General features: G+C 51.8%; 15 protein-coding genes. 9 read left to right on the plus strand and 6 right to left on the minus strand.

The window, feature by feature from the left end; all coding sequences use genetic code 11:
- Positions 1-16: 16 nt before the first annotated feature.
- Positions 17-841: a hypothetical protein gene (locus K0T92_RS21280; protein WP_219874507.1), complete on the plus strand. Its 825-nt coding sequence runs from the start codon at positions 17-19 to the stop codon at positions 839-841.
- Between the two features lie 93 nt (positions 842-934).
- Here K0T92_RS21280 and K0T92_RS21285 read toward each other — a convergent pair whose 3' ends face one another.
- Together K0T92_RS21285 and K0T92_RS21290 are read right to left on the minus strand one after the other, a co-directional pair.
- Positions 935-1408, minus strand: a complete 474-nt coding sequence (locus K0T92_RS21285; protein ID WP_219874508.1) for a sigma-70 family RNA polymerase sigma factor — start codon at positions 1406-1408, stop codon at positions 935-937.
- Positions 1408-1572: a hypothetical protein gene (locus K0T92_RS21290; protein ID WP_219874509.1), complete on the minus strand. Its 165-nt coding sequence runs from the start codon at positions 1570-1572 to the stop codon at positions 1408-1410. Before K0T92_RS21290 ends, K0T92_RS21285 begins: the two co-directional genes overlap by 1 nt.
- Positions 1573-1783: 211 nt before the next feature.
- Between K0T92_RS21290 and K0T92_RS21295 the strand changes: the two genes are divergently transcribed.
- Genes K0T92_RS21295 through pepT form a run of 3 tightly spaced genes read left to right on the plus strand, consistent with a single transcriptional unit; the run spans position 1784 to position 3884 of the window.
- On the plus strand, positions 1784-2203 hold the full coding sequence (locus K0T92_RS21295; RefSeq protein ID WP_343223765.1) for a helix-turn-helix domain-containing protein: 420 nt from the start codon (positions 1784-1786) through the stop codon (positions 2201-2203).
- A gap of 9 nt (positions 2204-2212) precedes the next feature.
- Positions 2213-2623, plus strand: a complete 411-nt coding sequence (locus K0T92_RS21300) for an ImmA/IrrE family metallo-endopeptidase (protein ID WP_219874510.1) — start codon at positions 2213-2215, stop codon at positions 2621-2623.
- Positions 2624-2642: 19 nt separating this feature from the next.
- Positions 2643-3884 (plus strand): peptidase T, encoded by a 1242-nt coding sequence (pepT, locus tag K0T92_RS21305; protein WP_219874511.1) that lies wholly within the window; start codon positions 2643-2645, stop codon positions 3882-3884.
- Positions 3885-4527: 643 nt separating this feature from the next.
- Here pepT and K0T92_RS21310 read toward each other — a convergent pair.
- The 4 genes from K0T92_RS21310 to K0T92_RS21325 all read right to left on the minus strand — a co-directional run bounded on the left by K0T92_RS21310 (position 4528) and on the right by K0T92_RS21325 (position 8252).
- The gene (locus K0T92_RS21310; RefSeq protein ID WP_219874512.1) at positions 4528-5319 is read right to left on the minus strand and encodes an ABC transporter permease; all 792 of its coding nucleotides are present in this window, start codon (positions 5317-5319) and stop codon (positions 4528-4530) included.
- Between the two features lie 16 nt (positions 5320-5335).
- The gene (locus tag K0T92_RS21315) at positions 5336-6124 is read right to left on the minus strand and encodes an ABC transporter permease (protein WP_219874513.1); all 789 of its coding nucleotides are present in this window, start codon (positions 6122-6124) and stop codon (positions 5336-5338) included.
- A gap of 5 nt (positions 6125-6129) precedes the next feature.
- Positions 6130-7119 (minus strand): ABC transporter ATP-binding protein, encoded by a 990-nt coding sequence (locus K0T92_RS21320; protein WP_219874514.1) that lies wholly within the window; start codon positions 7117-7119, stop codon positions 6130-6132.
- 245 nt (positions 7120-7364) lie between these two features.
- Complete coding sequence (locus tag K0T92_RS21325; protein WP_219874515.1) at positions 7365-8252, minus strand: AraC family transcriptional regulator; 888 nt, start codon at positions 8250-8252, stop codon at positions 7365-7367.
- A gap of 137 nt (positions 8253-8389) precedes the next feature.
- Here K0T92_RS21325 and K0T92_RS21330 point away from each other — a divergent pair, with 137 nt between their 5' ends.
- The 5 genes from K0T92_RS21330 (at position 8390) to K0T92_RS21350 (ending at position 14346) form a co-directional block, all read left to right on the plus strand.
- The gene (locus K0T92_RS21330) at positions 8390-9907 is read left to right on the plus strand and encodes a tagaturonate reductase (RefSeq protein WP_219874516.1); all 1518 of its coding nucleotides are present in this window, start codon (positions 8390-8392) and stop codon (positions 9905-9907) included.
- Between the two features lie 6 nt (positions 9908-9913).
- The gene (locus tag K0T92_RS21335; protein WP_219874517.1) at positions 9914-11428 is read left to right on the plus strand and encodes a UxaA family hydrolase; all 1515 of its coding nucleotides are present in this window, start codon (positions 9914-9916) and stop codon (positions 11426-11428) included.
- 30 nt (positions 11429-11458) lie between these two features.
- Positions 11459-12472: a zinc-binding alcohol dehydrogenase family protein gene (locus K0T92_RS21340; RefSeq protein ID WP_219874518.1), complete on the plus strand. Its 1014-nt coding sequence runs from the start codon at positions 11459-11461 to the stop codon at positions 12470-12472.
- Position 12473: 1 nt separating this feature from the next.
- Positions 12474-13415, plus strand: coding sequence for a sugar kinase (locus K0T92_RS21345; protein WP_219874519.1), 942 nt, complete (start codon positions 12474-12476; stop codon positions 13413-13415).
- A 256-nt stretch (positions 13416-13671) separates the two neighbouring features.
- Positions 13672-14346 (plus strand): bifunctional 2-keto-4-hydroxyglutarate aldolase/2-keto-3-deoxy-6-phosphogluconate aldolase, encoded by a 675-nt coding sequence (locus K0T92_RS21350; protein WP_219874520.1) that lies wholly within the window; start codon positions 13672-13674, stop codon positions 14344-14346.
- Positions 14347-14514: the final 168 nt, after the last annotated feature.

Genomic DNA, 14514 nt, shown 5'->3' on the forward strand with positions numbered 1-14514 from the left:
GTGGGATGATCTTTCTATGAAACTGCTTATCTATCTCAATACGCTGACAATCCTTCGATTAAGAACCGTGTTGACGACCTCTATCTATTTCATATCGCTCTCTATTCTCCACTTAATTATGATTTTGCAATATTCAGCATCCCGCTATATTAGCATTTGGGACTATCTTCTGTTATCTGTTGGCGGGGTACTTGTCAATGATACGGTGATCCGGCTTCTCGTATGGATCGGCGTACTATTGCCGGTATTGATATATCTTTACTGCCTGCCCAGTGTCAATGGAGCCTATGATATTGTCCTTCTCACACGATCCGGCTCAAGATTCAGATGGTGGACCGCAAAGTATATGGCAATCATGATTATCATATCCATATATGGGGTCTGGTATGGGATTATTCATTTCATAACAGGCAGCTTCTTTTTTTCACTCCAGAATGATTGGGGCCCGCTCGTGAAAGAGGAATTCATTCGCATCTTCCAGCTGCAGCTGTCACCTGCAAGCATCATAGGGCTGGCCATGCTTCTGTTCGTTTCCGGCTTGCTGGCCTTTTGCACGCTTGGACAGAGCTTCGCTATTTTTTTTCGCCATTCAAGAGCAGCAAGCGTTATTCTGACGATTCTATTGCTTGCAGTGTACCTGTGTTATTCTTTGAAAGGCCTCCTGTTCCGGGAGCTTTCGCCCTTTCATTACCCCTCCTTCATATCGGTCATTCAGACAGGGGCTCACGGCTTGAGTGCCTTTGCATACTTCCTCTGCTTCAATATATTTCTCTCATTCGCTTGCTATTTATTGGGACTGGCTGCCATCCGAAGGATCAGCTTTACAGGCAAAAACGGATAAACACGGCCGCGCCGACCAAGCCCCGGCCTGCGACCGTTGCTCCGTACCGGAACAATCGTTTCGCAGACCGCCGATCGCTTCACCCCGGCTGGCTTACAACACAGCTTGATCTCCCAGCTTGTCCGATATTTTCTTCTGCGCCCGCTGTACATAAGTATGCACAGTTCCCTTGCTGATCCCGATCATGCGGCCGATCTCCGCCAGCGAGAAACATTCGCCATGCGCCATCACATAGCAATCCCGCTCGCGTTCAGTTAGTCCGGACAGCACCTCCCTGATGCGCGATCGCTGATCCTCCGAGAGATTCGCCGGACTTCCTCCGCTGCTTGCCTGCACAAAGGACTGCATCCGTATAGGATCCATCAGCTTCTCACGCTGGTAAGCCGCCCTTCTTTCAATCCCGCGCCGGTTGCCTGGACGCCTCCCTGTCTGCATCCACTGCAGGGAATAATCACAATCCCCTATCATATCGCCGACAATTTGCCTCTCCGCCCCATTCGTAACCAGCGTGCGAAGCGCCCTCAATATGCGCCTCGTATCCTTGTAGCCATCAATCATGTCTTCCATTATGACCGCCCCCTTTCATCATGTTCTGCAGCGAACTCTCCGCCCTTGATTTCCTTATGCAAATTCCGCAGCACCTCCGCTATTCTCCAATCCTCCTTGCCCTCCGCTAATGCGATACAAGCGTCCAAATGATCGGTCAGCTTCGACTCATCAATATATTTCATCGCTTCATTCCTCCTGATCGTTAAAGCAAATATTATCGCCAGATTGCGCTAATAATATTTACAACGTATAATGGGAATAGTAAATAATATTAACGTTATGCCTGTGAAAAATTCACTTGATATCAACCCTGCACCCTACAATTGAAATGTTACATGTAAATAATATTTTCGTCAATAAGTAAATTGTATTTACTTAAAAGGAGCGATTACCGTGGCGATTGGAGCAAGAATCAAAGAGCTAAGAATGAAGAGAGGGTATACGCAGGATCAGATGGCAGAGCAGCTTGGAATGAACCGCGCCAATTTCTCCAACTATGAGAGGGATGTAGCGACTCCCCCCGGGGAGACATTGACCAAAATTGCTGATATGCTGAACACATCAACAGATTATTTGCTGGGCCGCAGAGACTACGAAATACCTGAATGGGCGACGGGCAAGGACAAGCGTGATTTCAAACGGATGCTGGAAGAGGATGGCGAGATCATGTTCGATGGCGTGCCCATGTCCGAACGGGATCGCGAGCGGGTGCTGGATGTGCTGACCGGACTGTTCTGGGATGCCAAGCAAATGAACAAGCGCAAGAAAAAAAGCGACAGCATGGATGACTTCAAAAGTAATCATAATCGATAGGGTGGCGCCATGGATAAACTGATCGTAAAGCTCGTACGCAAATTCCAGACCAACGATCCTTTTGTCATTGCCCAAGGAATTGGTATCCATATCCGGTATGCCGACCTGGGAGACCGAACAAGAGGGCTTTATTATAAGAAGCTTCGAAGAAGATTCATCGTTATACATGATTGCCTGTCCGATGACTGGAGCCGCTTCGTATGTGCGCATGAGCTTGGGCATGACAGGCTGCACCCTGGCTTCAGCCGTTTCTGGCTGGACGAGCAATCCTTCTTCAATGTGGGGAAATTCGAGCGCCAGGCCAACAAATTCGCCGCCCGTCTCTTGACCGCGGGCGACTCGCCCAGGAACGGCGAAGCGATTGCCGATATGCTGCGCCGGAATGGCGTTCCGGAAGAGATGCAAGCCTTCTACTTCTAATAACAGGAGCTGAACGATAATGAAGAACGAGATCATCAACCGATTCACCACCTACGTGCAGGTAGATACCCAGTCGGATGACAGCAGCAGCACATGTCCATCAACTCCCGGACAGCTCACGCTTGGCCGCATGCTGGCCGACGAGCTGAAGGAGATCGGCATGGAGGATGTAACGATGGACGAGAATGGCTATGTGATGGCCACTCTGCCTTCCAATAGTGACAAGAACGTAACAACCATCGGCTTCCTGGCCCATATTGATACCGCAACTGACTTTACAGGAGCAGGCGTTAAGCCGCAGCTCGTGAATGATTACGATGGCGGGGATATTGTGTTGAATGCAGCTGGGCCCATTGTGCTGTCGCCGCGAGAGTTCCCTGAGCTTGCCGGTTACAAGGGCCATACACTTATCACGACCGACGGCACTACGCTTCTCGGAGCAGATAACAAAGCCGGCATTGCCGAGATTATGACTGCGATGGCGTATTTGCTCCAGCATCCTGAAATTAAACATGGCAAAGTGAGAGTCGCATTCACGCCGGATGAAGAGATCGGAAGAGGGCCGCATCGTTTCGATGTGGATGCTTTCGGCGCTGCATACGCTTATACCATTGACGGAGGGCCGCTTGGCGAGCTGCAATATGAGAGCTTCAACGCGGCAGCAGCCAGAATTACGTGCCGAGGCACTAACGTTCACCCCGGCACCGCCAAGGGCAAGATGGTTCACTCCGCCAAGATCGCCATGGAATTGCATCGGCGGCTGCCTGTGGCGGAAGTTCCCGAGCAAACGGAGGGCTATGAAGGCTTCTTCCACCTTATTTCCATTCACGGAGATGTGGAAGAGACGAAGCTCCATTACTTGATTCGGGATTTCGACCGGCATGCATTCAACGACCGCAAGACCACACTGACTGGAATCGTCGAGGAGCTTCAGGCTGTCTACGGGCAAGAAAGCATTAGCATGGAGATCAAGGATCAATACTTCAACATGAGAGAGAAGATCGAGCCGGTCAGAGAGGTCGTCGATATCGCTCACGAGGCAATGATGAACCTGGGCATTGAGCCTATCGTGCAGCCCATTCGCGGAGGCACGGACGGGTCGCAGCTTTCTTACATGGGGTTGCCGACACCGAATATTTTCACTGGCGGGGAGAATTACCACGGCAAGTATGAATACGTGTCGGTAGACAACATGCTCCGCGCCACCAACGTCATTATCGAGATCGTCAAGCTCTTCGAACAGAGAGGCTCAGCGGAATAAAGCATTCACAGCCGCGCACATGTGAATGGGGCCACGCCGCCGTCCTGACTCTAGAAGTGCTATAAGCAGGTTTTATCGACTTATGGCACTTCTGCACGAGCGTTCACTGCGCTGTAAGAGGATGTATTCGTGTTTCAGCGATCAAGCACAATGATAGCCTGGACCTAGCGATGACATAAGCAGGTTTTATCGACTTATGGCACTTCTGCACGAGCGCTCACTGCGCTGTAAGAGGATGTATTCGCTTTTCAGCGTCCAAGCATAGTTATAGTTTAGACCTAGCGATGAGATAAGCGGGTTTTATCGACTTATGGCACTTCTGCACGAGCGCTCACTGCGCTGTAAGAGGATGTATTCGCTTTTCAGCGTCCACGCATAGTTATAGTTTAGACCTAGCGATGAGATAAGCGGGTTTTATCGGCCTATGGCACTTCTGCACGAGCGCTCACTGCGCTGTAAGAGGATGTATTCGCTTTTCAGCGTCCAAGCGCAGTGATATGGGCTCGGCCGGCCGAAGCACCGGGGTGCGCCTCGCTTGCTTACGCAACGTTCATAGCCGAGCGGAGCAAGCTCCGCATTCCCTAAAAAAGAGAGCACCCGCTGCAGCTGCAGTTCGGATGCTCTCTTCTTTTGCTATAATTCGCTAGCTCCCCGTGCTGGAGAAGGCTTTCAGCCCCTTCTTCCACACCTGGTACGCAATCGTCACCGAAATGATCGCGACCACCGGCGACAGCAGCCCGATCATCGTGTACTCTGAATTCTCGATGAACAAGGTAGCCGGGTAGAAGGCTGTGAACCCGTAAGGAATCAGCCAGGTGAGTACAAATTTGACGCTTCTGTTGTAGATCGACATCGGGTAACGGGTGAAATCGCTTAGCGTGAAAACCGCACCCATAATCGGAATGCTGTCTACAATCCAGAAGGAAAGGCTTGCGAAGAACAAATTAACCGCCATGAAGATCGCCCCGCTGGATACGATCATCAAGACCAGGAGAAGCAGCTCGCTTATTCCCCATTCAATCGGCAGATTGACCATCGCAGTTATAAGGACGATCAAGCCCATCAGCACCTGCCCCACCCCATCAGCCTGAACGCGGTCTGCAAGCACATGGAATAATGGATTAACAGGACGGATGAGTATCCGGTCGAATTGCCCCGGCCGAATATAATTCTGGCCCAGCACCCATAGATTATCGAAGAATATAAATTCCAGCGCTCTTCCCGTCTGGGCAATTCCGTAGATGAACAGAATCTGATAGAATGTCCACCCATGAAGTGCTTCAATATGGTCAAATACAATCGCTACAAAAAAGATCGATGTCCCTTGAATAAGAAATACGGATAGAATGCCGATCAGAAAATCGATACGGTACTCCATCATGACCTTAATATGCATTTTGAAAAATTCCCAATATAATCTGGCATAACGAACCATTGCCCTGCAACCCCCTTTACCCTCCGAAGATGGTCACTCTTCTTAAGGCGAACGACCACAATAAACGTATTATTCCGAAGATCACGACGAGCCACACCAGCTGCATCAGGATCGAAAAATAGATATCACTCCCTGTAATCTGACCCGTGTAGATTGCCACAGGAACATAGACAATGGACTGGAACGGCAGGAATGTACTGACGGTCTGCAGCCAATCCGGGAACAAGCTGATTGGCAGCAGCGCGCCGGAGAAGAACAGCAGAATCGCATTGCGCAATATACGCAGCCCCCAAATATAGAACACCCAGAAAGCCAGAATACCGATGATCATATCCAGTTGGGCACCAATGAACACCCCGATGATCGCGCTCAGTATGCTGAGCGGCCCCGCAAACCATGTATGCGGCAAATTAATGCCGATAAAGATGAACGACAGAATGATGATCGGCAGCGTATTGCGAACAGAGCTTGTGATCTTCGTCCCCAAATCCAGCGCTACAAGCTTATGCATAAGATCATACGGGCGCATGAGCTCAATGGCGACTTCCCCGTTCCGGACACGGTTCGCAAGCTCATAGCCTACTCCCGCAGAATAGTTGCTGAGCAGTGTAGCAAGTACCACATAGGTCAGCATCGTACTGAGCGGAATGCCGGTAATCTCCACCCGATTATCGTAGACCGCGCTCCAGAAGGCATAAATTACGAATACTCTTAGAATCGTTGAGGCCGTTCCCGACCAGTACCATATGGTATAGGCGGAATCGAGCTTAATTTGCGACTTCATTAACTCCCAATATTTTCTCATCGGCGCTACACCCCACGTTCATAGATCTCATGAACGATTGTTTCGATTTTCGGATCGGCAATCGTCAAATCCCGTGCGCGGTATTCGCCAAGAACCGCCGAAATGACGTCTGCCGCATTCATTTCCTTGCTAGAGAAGGATAAGCTGATCTTGCCCTCCTCCTCACCCGGTATTACATTGGCTTTACCCTCCAAGGCAGCCGGAAGTGTGAACTCCCCTTCAAGGTCCAGCTCGAAGTGAATGACCCGCTTCTGGCCGAATCGCTCTTTAATAGAGGCGAGACTGCCATCATAGAGCACCTTGCCCTCATCGATGATAATAATACGGTTGCAGATCTCCTCAATATCCTGCATATCATGTGTCGTCAGCAGCACAGTCGTGTTGTGCAGCTTGTTCATCTCCCGAATAAACGCGCGGATTCTCGTCTTCACTGCGACATCCAGACCAATCGTCGGCTCATCCAGATAGACGATAGACGGGTTATGCAAGAAAGCCGCCGCAAGCTCGCAGCGCATCTTCTGTCCCAGGGACAGCTGTCTCACCGGCGTTGCCAGCAGAGGCCCGAGATTCAAGACTTCTATGAACATCTCCAGTGTTTCCTTATGCTGCTTGTCTGGAATCTGGTAGATATGCTTCAGCAGATGATAGGATTCCCGGACAGCAATATCCCAGAACAGCTGTGTTCGTTGTCCGAATACAGCGCCGATGGTCTGTGCATTCTTCTTCCTCTCTTGATAGGGAATAATGCCATTAACCTTCACCTCGCCTGAGCTTGGTGTCAGAATTCCCGAGAGCATCTTGATCGTGGTCGATTTGCCAGCACCATTAGCGCCTATGTAGCCTACCAGCTCGCCCTGGTTGATAGAGAAGTTGATATTATCAACCGCACGCTTGACCGTGTAATCCCTTACAAAAAGCCCTTTGACCGCCCCTCTCAAACCGGGACTTTTCTTCACAATCGTGTACTCCTTGGTTAGTCCGCGCACTTCGATCATGCTGCACCCCATCTCAAAATATTCTCTATTTTCTGGATAATAATTAACCATTATGTACCTATAACTGATATTTTTCAACAAATTTTTTTACAGTATCCGACAGACTGCCTGCCCGCAATATTCTCCATAAAAAAGAACCTCTCCTCTACTCTGTGAGTAGCTGGAAAGGTTCTGTGCCTATTTTACAGGAGTCATTCACGCTGCCTTTGGGCTGTCATTTGGAAATAACAGCAGCTCCTAAACCTTTATTCGATGGCGGCTTGAGCTGTAGAGGACTGCTTGCGGAAGACGGCTGGCGTCATCTCCATCCGTTTCTTGAAGACGCGGTGAAAGTGTGTCAATGTCTCGAACCCGCATCGCTCTGCGATCTCTTCGATGCTGGCTGTCGTGTGGATCAACAGCTGCTTGGCATGAAGAATCTTCTTGGCATGGATGTAATCCGTCAGCTTCATCCCGGTCATGTCCTTGAATACCCGGCTCAGATGCTCACGGCTGACAAGCGCCCTCTTCGCCAATAGCGACAAGGTAAGGGGAAGCTCCGGGTTCGTATCGATATAGAGAAGCGTTTCCTGCAGCCATGGATAGGGCGAGCCCTGCGCAGGGCTCCTCATCTCTTCGAAGTCCAGCTGCTGAGATCGCGACAGCTCCAGCAGCAGCTGATGGAGAATAAGCCTGATCGCGAAATGGTTTCCCTGCTGGCGGGATTGCACCTCCTCATGAATGCGCTCAATCCCGTTCATAAAGGAGGCTCTGTCCGCCTCATTCAAGGTTACTCTATATTGTCCGCTCTGCCTGATGTTATCGAACAAGGCAGGCAGAGAAAAGGATTCGCCAAGCGAGAGCTCAGGAATTAGCTTGCGGCCGAAATACACGACAGAAGAAGTGACAGGGTTGCTCTTGTCAGGAACAGCATGATGAATGGTGTCACCAGGCAGAAGAAAGATATCGCCCGCTCGCATCTCGAAGAAAAGGCTGTCTATGAAGAAGGTTCCCCTCCCGCTGTAAACATATACAATTTCATTCCAGTCATGCACATGCTCCGGCAGCTCGCTCTGCGGACTCTTCGTATCCCGGTAGACGAACTGCAGGGGAAATTCATCATTCTCCATAAAATGCTTCCGCATCGCTTTCATCGCATCATCCCTCCCCATTTATTTTACATCAATATCGGTTATATTCGCATCAAAATCCGGAATTAAATAATGGATAGAGATCTCTATAATGAAGGTATAACACGATTATGAATGACGGGGAGCGTGGGTGAACCAGCATGTTGACGATAACTTCAGACCAGGAGCCTTTGCAGTATCCCCTCTTGAATAAAAATAGCTTAAAGGCGAACCATTTATCACAGTATGTGCGAATGACCGAATATCCCGTCAAAGTGCTGCAGATCGGCGAAGGCAATTTTCTGCGGGGATTCTTCGACTGGATGATGGGACAGCTGCATATGCGCGGCTTGTATGAAGGCAGTATCGCGGTTACACAGCCGAGACCTACAGGAGCGGCGAAGCTTCAGGAGCTGCAGCGCCAGGACGGTCTCTATCATGCCATTATTCGGGGCATCCAGCAGGGAGAAAGAATAGAAGAAGCCGAATTAATCGCCGGATTCTCGATGTTCATCGATCCTTACCAGGAATGGGATACCTTCCTCGGTTTATCGGCCAGTCCGGAACTGGACATCATCGTATCGAATACGACAGAAGCCGGTCTTGCGTATCAATTCAGCAGTTGGAATCCGGACAAGCCGATCCGCTCGTATCCCGGCAAGCTGACACTGTTCCTATATCACCGCTACGTCGCATTCTCTGCTCACCCGGACAGCGGACTCATGATTATGCCCTGCGAGCTGGTGGAGCGAAACGGCGACCGTCTGCAAGAGATCGTCCTGCAGCATGCGGAGGACTGGAATCTGCCGGAGCCATTCAAGCGCTGGGTAATGGAGCATAATCTGTTCCTGAATTCGCTCGTAGACCGCATCGTAACCGGATTCCCCCAAGCTGAGGCAGAGTCGCTGAATAAGCAGCTGGGCGTTCAGGATAAGCTTCTGACTGCTGCTGAACCCTATTATTTGTGGGCGATTGAAGGAGACCCTGCCCTGGATGGGCGCCTGCCGTTGAAGCAAGCAGGACTGAACGTCCACTGGGTGGCGGATCTGCGTCCATTCCAATTGCGCAAGGTGCGTATTCTGAACGGCGCCCATACGCTGCTGGCAGCTATTGGACTGCTGCATGGCTTTCGCGAGGTTCGCGAGGTTGTCCAGCATGCCGAGCTTGGCGCAAGGGTGAGACAAGCCGTGATGGAGGAGATCGTTCCGGTTCTGCCTCTGGATACTGACGAATTGAAGCGCTATGCGGAAGAGGTAATCGAACGGTTCCTTAATCCGTTCATCCAGCACCAGCTAACGGATATTGCAATGAATAGCTTGTCCAAATTCAAAGTCAGGCTCATCCCTACGCTTATTAGCTACAGGGAACGATTCGGCGTCCTGCCGCCAATTCTTACCGAGGCGCTGGCCTCTCTGATCAGACTTTACAACGTCCATGAGGAAGATGGGCGTTACATTGGCCGCCGTTTGGACGGCATGGATCTTGTGGTGAGAGATGATGCTGCGCATCTGCGGCGTTTGCAGCAGCTCTGGGAACAGGTAGAGCAAGGAGAACGGAAGCTGTCGGAGCTGGTCGATCAGGTTCTGGGGGATCGGGAGCTGTGGGACAGTGATTTGAACGAAATGGACGGCCTTGGCGATGCCATTATGGCACATCTGCTAACGATGGAGAGGAGATAACAGAAGATGAACGATACCTTAGTCATCCACCCGAGTGATGATGTAGCCATTGCCCTTCGCGCATTCTCTGCGGGAGAGATGCTCCGCTATGACGTTCACGGCAGGACAGAAACGGTTGCGGTCATTAACGATGTGCCCAGAGGTCATAAAATAAGTCTCCGCCCTCTGCCAGAGGGCAGCCACATTCATAAGTTCGGCTATTCCATTGGCATTGCCAAGGAGGATATCGTCCCAGGAAGCTGGGTTCATACGCATAATCTGCGTACTGGACTTGGAAAACTGCTGGATTATACTTACACACCGGCAGCCCCGGAACGAGAGGAGCACAACCAGAGCCAGCAGGCGCAGGCGACTTTCCAGGGCTACATCCGCGCGAACGGCGAGGTCGGCATCCGTAACGAGATATGGATTATTAATACAGTTGGCTGCATCAACAAAACATGCGAGCGGCTAGCATCAATGGCAACGAAGAAATATGGGGATCGGGCAATTGACGGCATCCTGCATTTCGCTCATCCTTTCGGATGCTCGCAGCTGGGCGATGACTTGCTCGCTACGCAAAAGCTTCTTGCCGCACTGGCCTGTCATCCCAACGCGGCGGCCGTGCTTGTGGTCGGGCTGGGCTGTGAGAATAATACAATCGACTCCTTCAAAGCGCTCTTAGGCGATATCCCGGAGGGCAGAATAAAGTTTATGAAATCCCAGGAGGTCGAGGATGAGCTTGAAACGGGGATGGCATTGATCGATCAATTGGTCGATTATGCCGAGACCTTCACCCGGACAGCCGTTCCACTGTCCAAGCTTAAGATTGGCTTGAAATGCGGCGGGTCTGACGGATTCTCGGGCATTACCGCCAATCCGCTGGTCGGGACAATCGCCGATGCGGTGACAGCAGAGGGCGGCACCGCGCTGCTTAGCGAGGTGCCGGAGATGTTCGGGGCCGAGACCATTCTAATGGAGCGGGCCAAGGACGAGAACGTATTCACAAGCATCGTAACGCTAATTAACGGCTTCAAGGATTATTTTATCAGGCATGGTCAGGAAATTTACGAGAATCCTTCACCTGGCAATAAAGACGGCGGCATCTCCACACTGGAAGAGAAGTCGCTCGGTTGTACACAGAAGGGCGGACATGCTGTCGTAACGGATGTGCTGCGCTATGCGGAGAGATCGCAGAAGCCCGGCCTGAATCTGGTTCAGGCGCCAGGCAATGACCTTGTGTCTGTGACAGCGCTATCCGCTGCCGGCGCCCACATCGTCCTGTTCACGACGGGCAGAGGGACACCGTTCGGCGGCCCTGTTCCGACCTTGAAGATCGCGACGAATTCTGTGCTTGCCGAGCGCAAGCGGAATTGGATCGATTATAACGCCGGGCAATTGATTGAGGGACATTCTATGGACAGTATGCGTGATGAGCTGCTGGCCTTGATCATTTCCATCGCCTCGGGAGAGGCGCAAACCCGCAATGAGGAGAACGGCTTTCGCGAGATCGCCATCTTCAAGGACGGCGTCATCCTCTAGAAAACTTATGTGAAGGAAGGGGACAATACCATGAGAACGATTCTGTGCCGCCAAATAGACGAATTCGAAATGATCGAGACAGAACGGCCTGTTCCTCAGACGGGTGAAGCGCTGGTCCGGATTAAGAGGATCGGCATTTGCGGGACCGATTTGCATGCTTTCAAAGGAAATCAGCCCTATTTTACCTATCCCCGTGTGTTAGGCCATGAGCTGAGCGGAATCGTGGAGCAGATCAACGGTGACCGCCTTGGCTTGGCAGTTGGAGATCAAGTCGCCATCATTCCCTATCTGGAATGCGGAATCTGTGTAGCCTGCCGCCGGGGCAAAAGCAATTGCTGCACGGATATGAGGGTGCTCGGGGTTCATACGGACGGCGGGATGAGAGAATATATAACGGTGCCGACCGACCATTTGGTGAAGGTCAACGATATCTCGCTGGATCATGCTGCAGTTATTGAGCCGCTGAGCATTGGCGCCCATGCAGTGAGGCGTGCTGGTCTCAGCCAAGGCGAGACGGTTCTTGTCATTGGAGCGGGCCCAATCGGGCTCGGCGTCATGGCGCTTGCCAAGAACAGCGGCGCAAGGGTAATCGTGATGGATGTCAGCGAGGAGCGCCTCCAATTCTGCAGGGAATGGGCAGGCATTCATGACACGGTCAATGCTCTGCAATCACCTGTGGACAGGCTGCGGGAATTGACAGGCGGCGATCTCCCCACTGTCGTCTTCGATGCGACCGGCAATGTGAAGTCGATGACAGGGGCTTTCGACTATGTCGCCCATGGGGGCAAGCTGATCTATGTAGGCTTGGTGAAATCCGACATCACGTTCAACGATCCGGACTTCCATAAGAAGGAGCTTACTTTAATGGGCAGCCGCAATGCGACTAAGGAAGATTTCCACGCCGTGCTCGATGTGGTAAGGAAAAAGCTTGTACCTCTTGATGACTATATCACGCATCGCGTCTCCTTCAACGGGATGATCGATGAATTCGAGCGCTGGATGAATCCCGCTGCCGGAGTGATCAAAGCAATGGTGGAGGTGTAGTATGGACGTCGTAACATTCGGTGAATCAATGGCACTCCTCAAGGGAGATTCCGCCAATGGAATCGAATACGCTGCCCGGATGGATATTTCTTTCGGGGGAGCGGAGAGCAATGTTGCGATCGGCGTGTCCAGATTGGGGCATCGGGCGGGCTGGTTCGGACGGCTTGGCAATGATCCGCTTGGGCGCTCCATCCTGAAATCAATCCGGGGCGAAGGTGTGGATGTTTCCCGTGCCGTTCTATCCGACGATGGACCAACAGGACTGATGGTGAGAGAGACCGTGAGGGGCAAGACCTCCCTCTATTACTACCGTCAATATTCCGCCATGAGCCGGATGGCTCCCGTCAATTTGGACCCGGAATATATCGCTGGCGCCCGCATCCTTCATCTTACCGGAATCACGCCGGCTCTGAGTGACAGCTGCCGCGAGACGGTGATAGAAGCCATCCGGGCAGCGAAACGGAGCGGCGTGAAGATCTGCTTCGATCCCAACCTTCGGCTAAAGCTGTGGAGCATCGAACAAGCCGCAGACGTGCTGCTGTCTCTTGCAGAGGAAGCGGATTATTTTCTCCCGGGATTGGATGAATTGAAGCTGCTCTATCGTACAGATGACTTCGATACAATCGTCAGTGAACTGAACAAGCTGTCTGCCCTGTCTGTGGTCAAAGGGGGAGAGGGTGTCACCTATCTGATCGAGAACGGGACTGTACGCGAGATTCCATTCTTCAAAGCCGCCTCGGTCGTCGATACGGTAGGTGCTGGCGATGGGTTCTGCGCTGGATTTCTGTCCGGATTGCTTCAGGAGCTGGACAGCTCAGATGCTGTCGCTCTCGGCAATCTTGTGGGCAGCCTGGTCGTTCAAGCCGAAGGCGATTGGGAGAGCATTCCCACCCGCGCTGAGGTGGACGCGGTCCTGCAGGGAACCTCGCATATTGAGCGGTAGCCTCTCCATAGGTCGCTGGCGGCTGGCGGTAGCCCTCTGGCGTTCGGCTGATGGCTGGCGGCTGGAGGAGAGACTCTCTAGAGTATGGCTGATGGCCAGCTGTTGGCGGTAGCCTCCACCCCCATCCCTAGCAGCGTACGGTTGATGGCCGGCAGCAGACAGCAGCCTCCACCCCCATCGCCTCCGGTCTTACAACCGGCGAACTGACTGGTATGCACCCATCACATTTTACATTGACAACAAAGAGGTGGCATTTATGAAGAAAATCGAGGTCATTCGCCAAATCCATAAGTACGGTGTAGTAGCTGTATTGCGCGGCAATACTGTGGAAGAAGCTGTAGAGGCCGCTGAACAAGCCATTGCAGGCGGGATCAAAATCATTGAACTGACGATGACCGTACCCTATGCACTTCAAGCGATAGAGCAGCTAGCCAAAAAATACAGCAGTACCACCGCTGAAGCAGACAAATTCGCCGTGATCGGAGCGGGAACCGTCCTGGATCCCGAGACGGCACGCGCAGCCATACTAAGCGGAGCTGAGTTCGTAGTCGGCCCTTGTCTTAATCCAGCAACGGCAACCCTTTGCAATCGATACCGGATACCGGTTATGCCGGGGATTATGACAGTTAAGGAAGCGCAGGAGGCACTGGAGCTGGGTGTCGATATCGTGAAGCTGTTTCCCGGCAATTTGTACTCCCCCTCTATTATCAACTCGCTGAAGGGGCCGCTGCCACAGCTGAATATCATGCCTACGGGCGGTGTCTCGCTAAATAATCTGGAGGATTGGATTACTGCAGGCGCTGTTGCGGTAGGAATCGGATCTGATCTAACCGCAGAAGCTGCCAAGACTAGGAACTATGGCCTTGTTGCGGAGAAGGCGCAGCAATATATGGACGCTTATCATAGAGCTATAGCGAAACGTGATCTTTAGTTGAGAATGAGTAGCAAGAATCGAAATTTGTTCGCTGATTAGCGCTTCGTGTGACCAACATTCCTGCAAATACGCATCCTTTAACCCACTCGCTTAACCGAAGTTAGTCTATTCCTGCGAATGTGCATCCTTTTATCGTTCTCACCTCATATATTGGACCAAATCAAC

The organism is Paenibacillus oenotherae, assembly GCF_019443105.1.
Classification (GTDB): Bacteria; Bacillota; Bacilli; order Paenibacillales; family Paenibacillaceae; genus Paenibacillus_Z; species Paenibacillus_Z oenotherae.

Excerpts from the sequence above, each read along its gene's own strand:
- K0T92_RS21280 (WP_219874507.1), top strand. The coding sequence starts at position 17 with ATGAAACTGCTTATCTATCTCAATACGCTGACAATCCTTCGATTAAGA.
- K0T92_RS21285 (WP_219874508.1), bottom strand. The coding sequence starts at position 1,408 with ATGGAAGACATGATTGATGGCTACAAGGATACGAGGCGCATATTGAGG.
- K0T92_RS21290 (WP_219874509.1), bottom strand. The coding sequence starts at position 1,572 with ATGAAATATATTGATGAGTCGAAGCTGACCGATCATTTGGACGCTTGT.
- K0T92_RS21300 (WP_219874510.1), top strand. The coding sequence starts at position 2,213 with ATGGATAAACTGATCGTAAAGCTCGTACGCAAATTCCAGACCAACGAT.
- pepT (WP_219874511.1), top strand. The coding sequence starts at position 2,643 with ATGAAGAACGAGATCATCAACCGATTCACCACCTACGTGCAGGTAGAT.
- K0T92_RS21310 (WP_219874512.1), bottom strand. The coding sequence starts at position 5,319 with ATGGTTCGTTATGCCAGATTATATTGGGAATTTTTCAAAATGCATATT.
- K0T92_RS21315 (WP_219874513.1), bottom strand. The coding sequence starts at position 6,124 with ATGAGAAAATATTGGGAGTTAATGAAGTCGCAAATTAAGCTCGATTCC.
- K0T92_RS21320 (WP_219874514.1), bottom strand. The coding sequence starts at position 7,119 with ATGATCGAAGTGCGCGGACTAACCAAGGAGTACACGATTGTGAAGAAA.
- K0T92_RS21325 (WP_219874515.1), bottom strand. The coding sequence starts at position 8,252 with ATGAAAGCGATGCGGAAGCATTTTATGGAGAATGATGAATTTCCCCTG.
- K0T92_RS21330 (WP_219874516.1), top strand. The coding sequence starts at position 8,390 with ATGTTGACGATAACTTCAGACCAGGAGCCTTTGCAGTATCCCCTCTTG.
- K0T92_RS21335 (WP_219874517.1), top strand. The coding sequence starts at position 9,914 with ATGAACGATACCTTAGTCATCCACCCGAGTGATGATGTAGCCATTGCC.
- K0T92_RS21340 (WP_219874518.1), top strand. The coding sequence starts at position 11,459 with ATGAGAACGATTCTGTGCCGCCAAATAGACGAATTCGAAATGATCGAG.
- K0T92_RS21345 (WP_219874519.1), top strand. The coding sequence starts at position 12,474 with ATGGACGTCGTAACATTCGGTGAATCAATGGCACTCCTCAAGGGAGAT.
- K0T92_RS21350 (WP_219874520.1), top strand. The coding sequence starts at position 13,672 with ATGAAGAAAATCGAGGTCATTCGCCAAATCCATAAGTACGGTGTAGTA.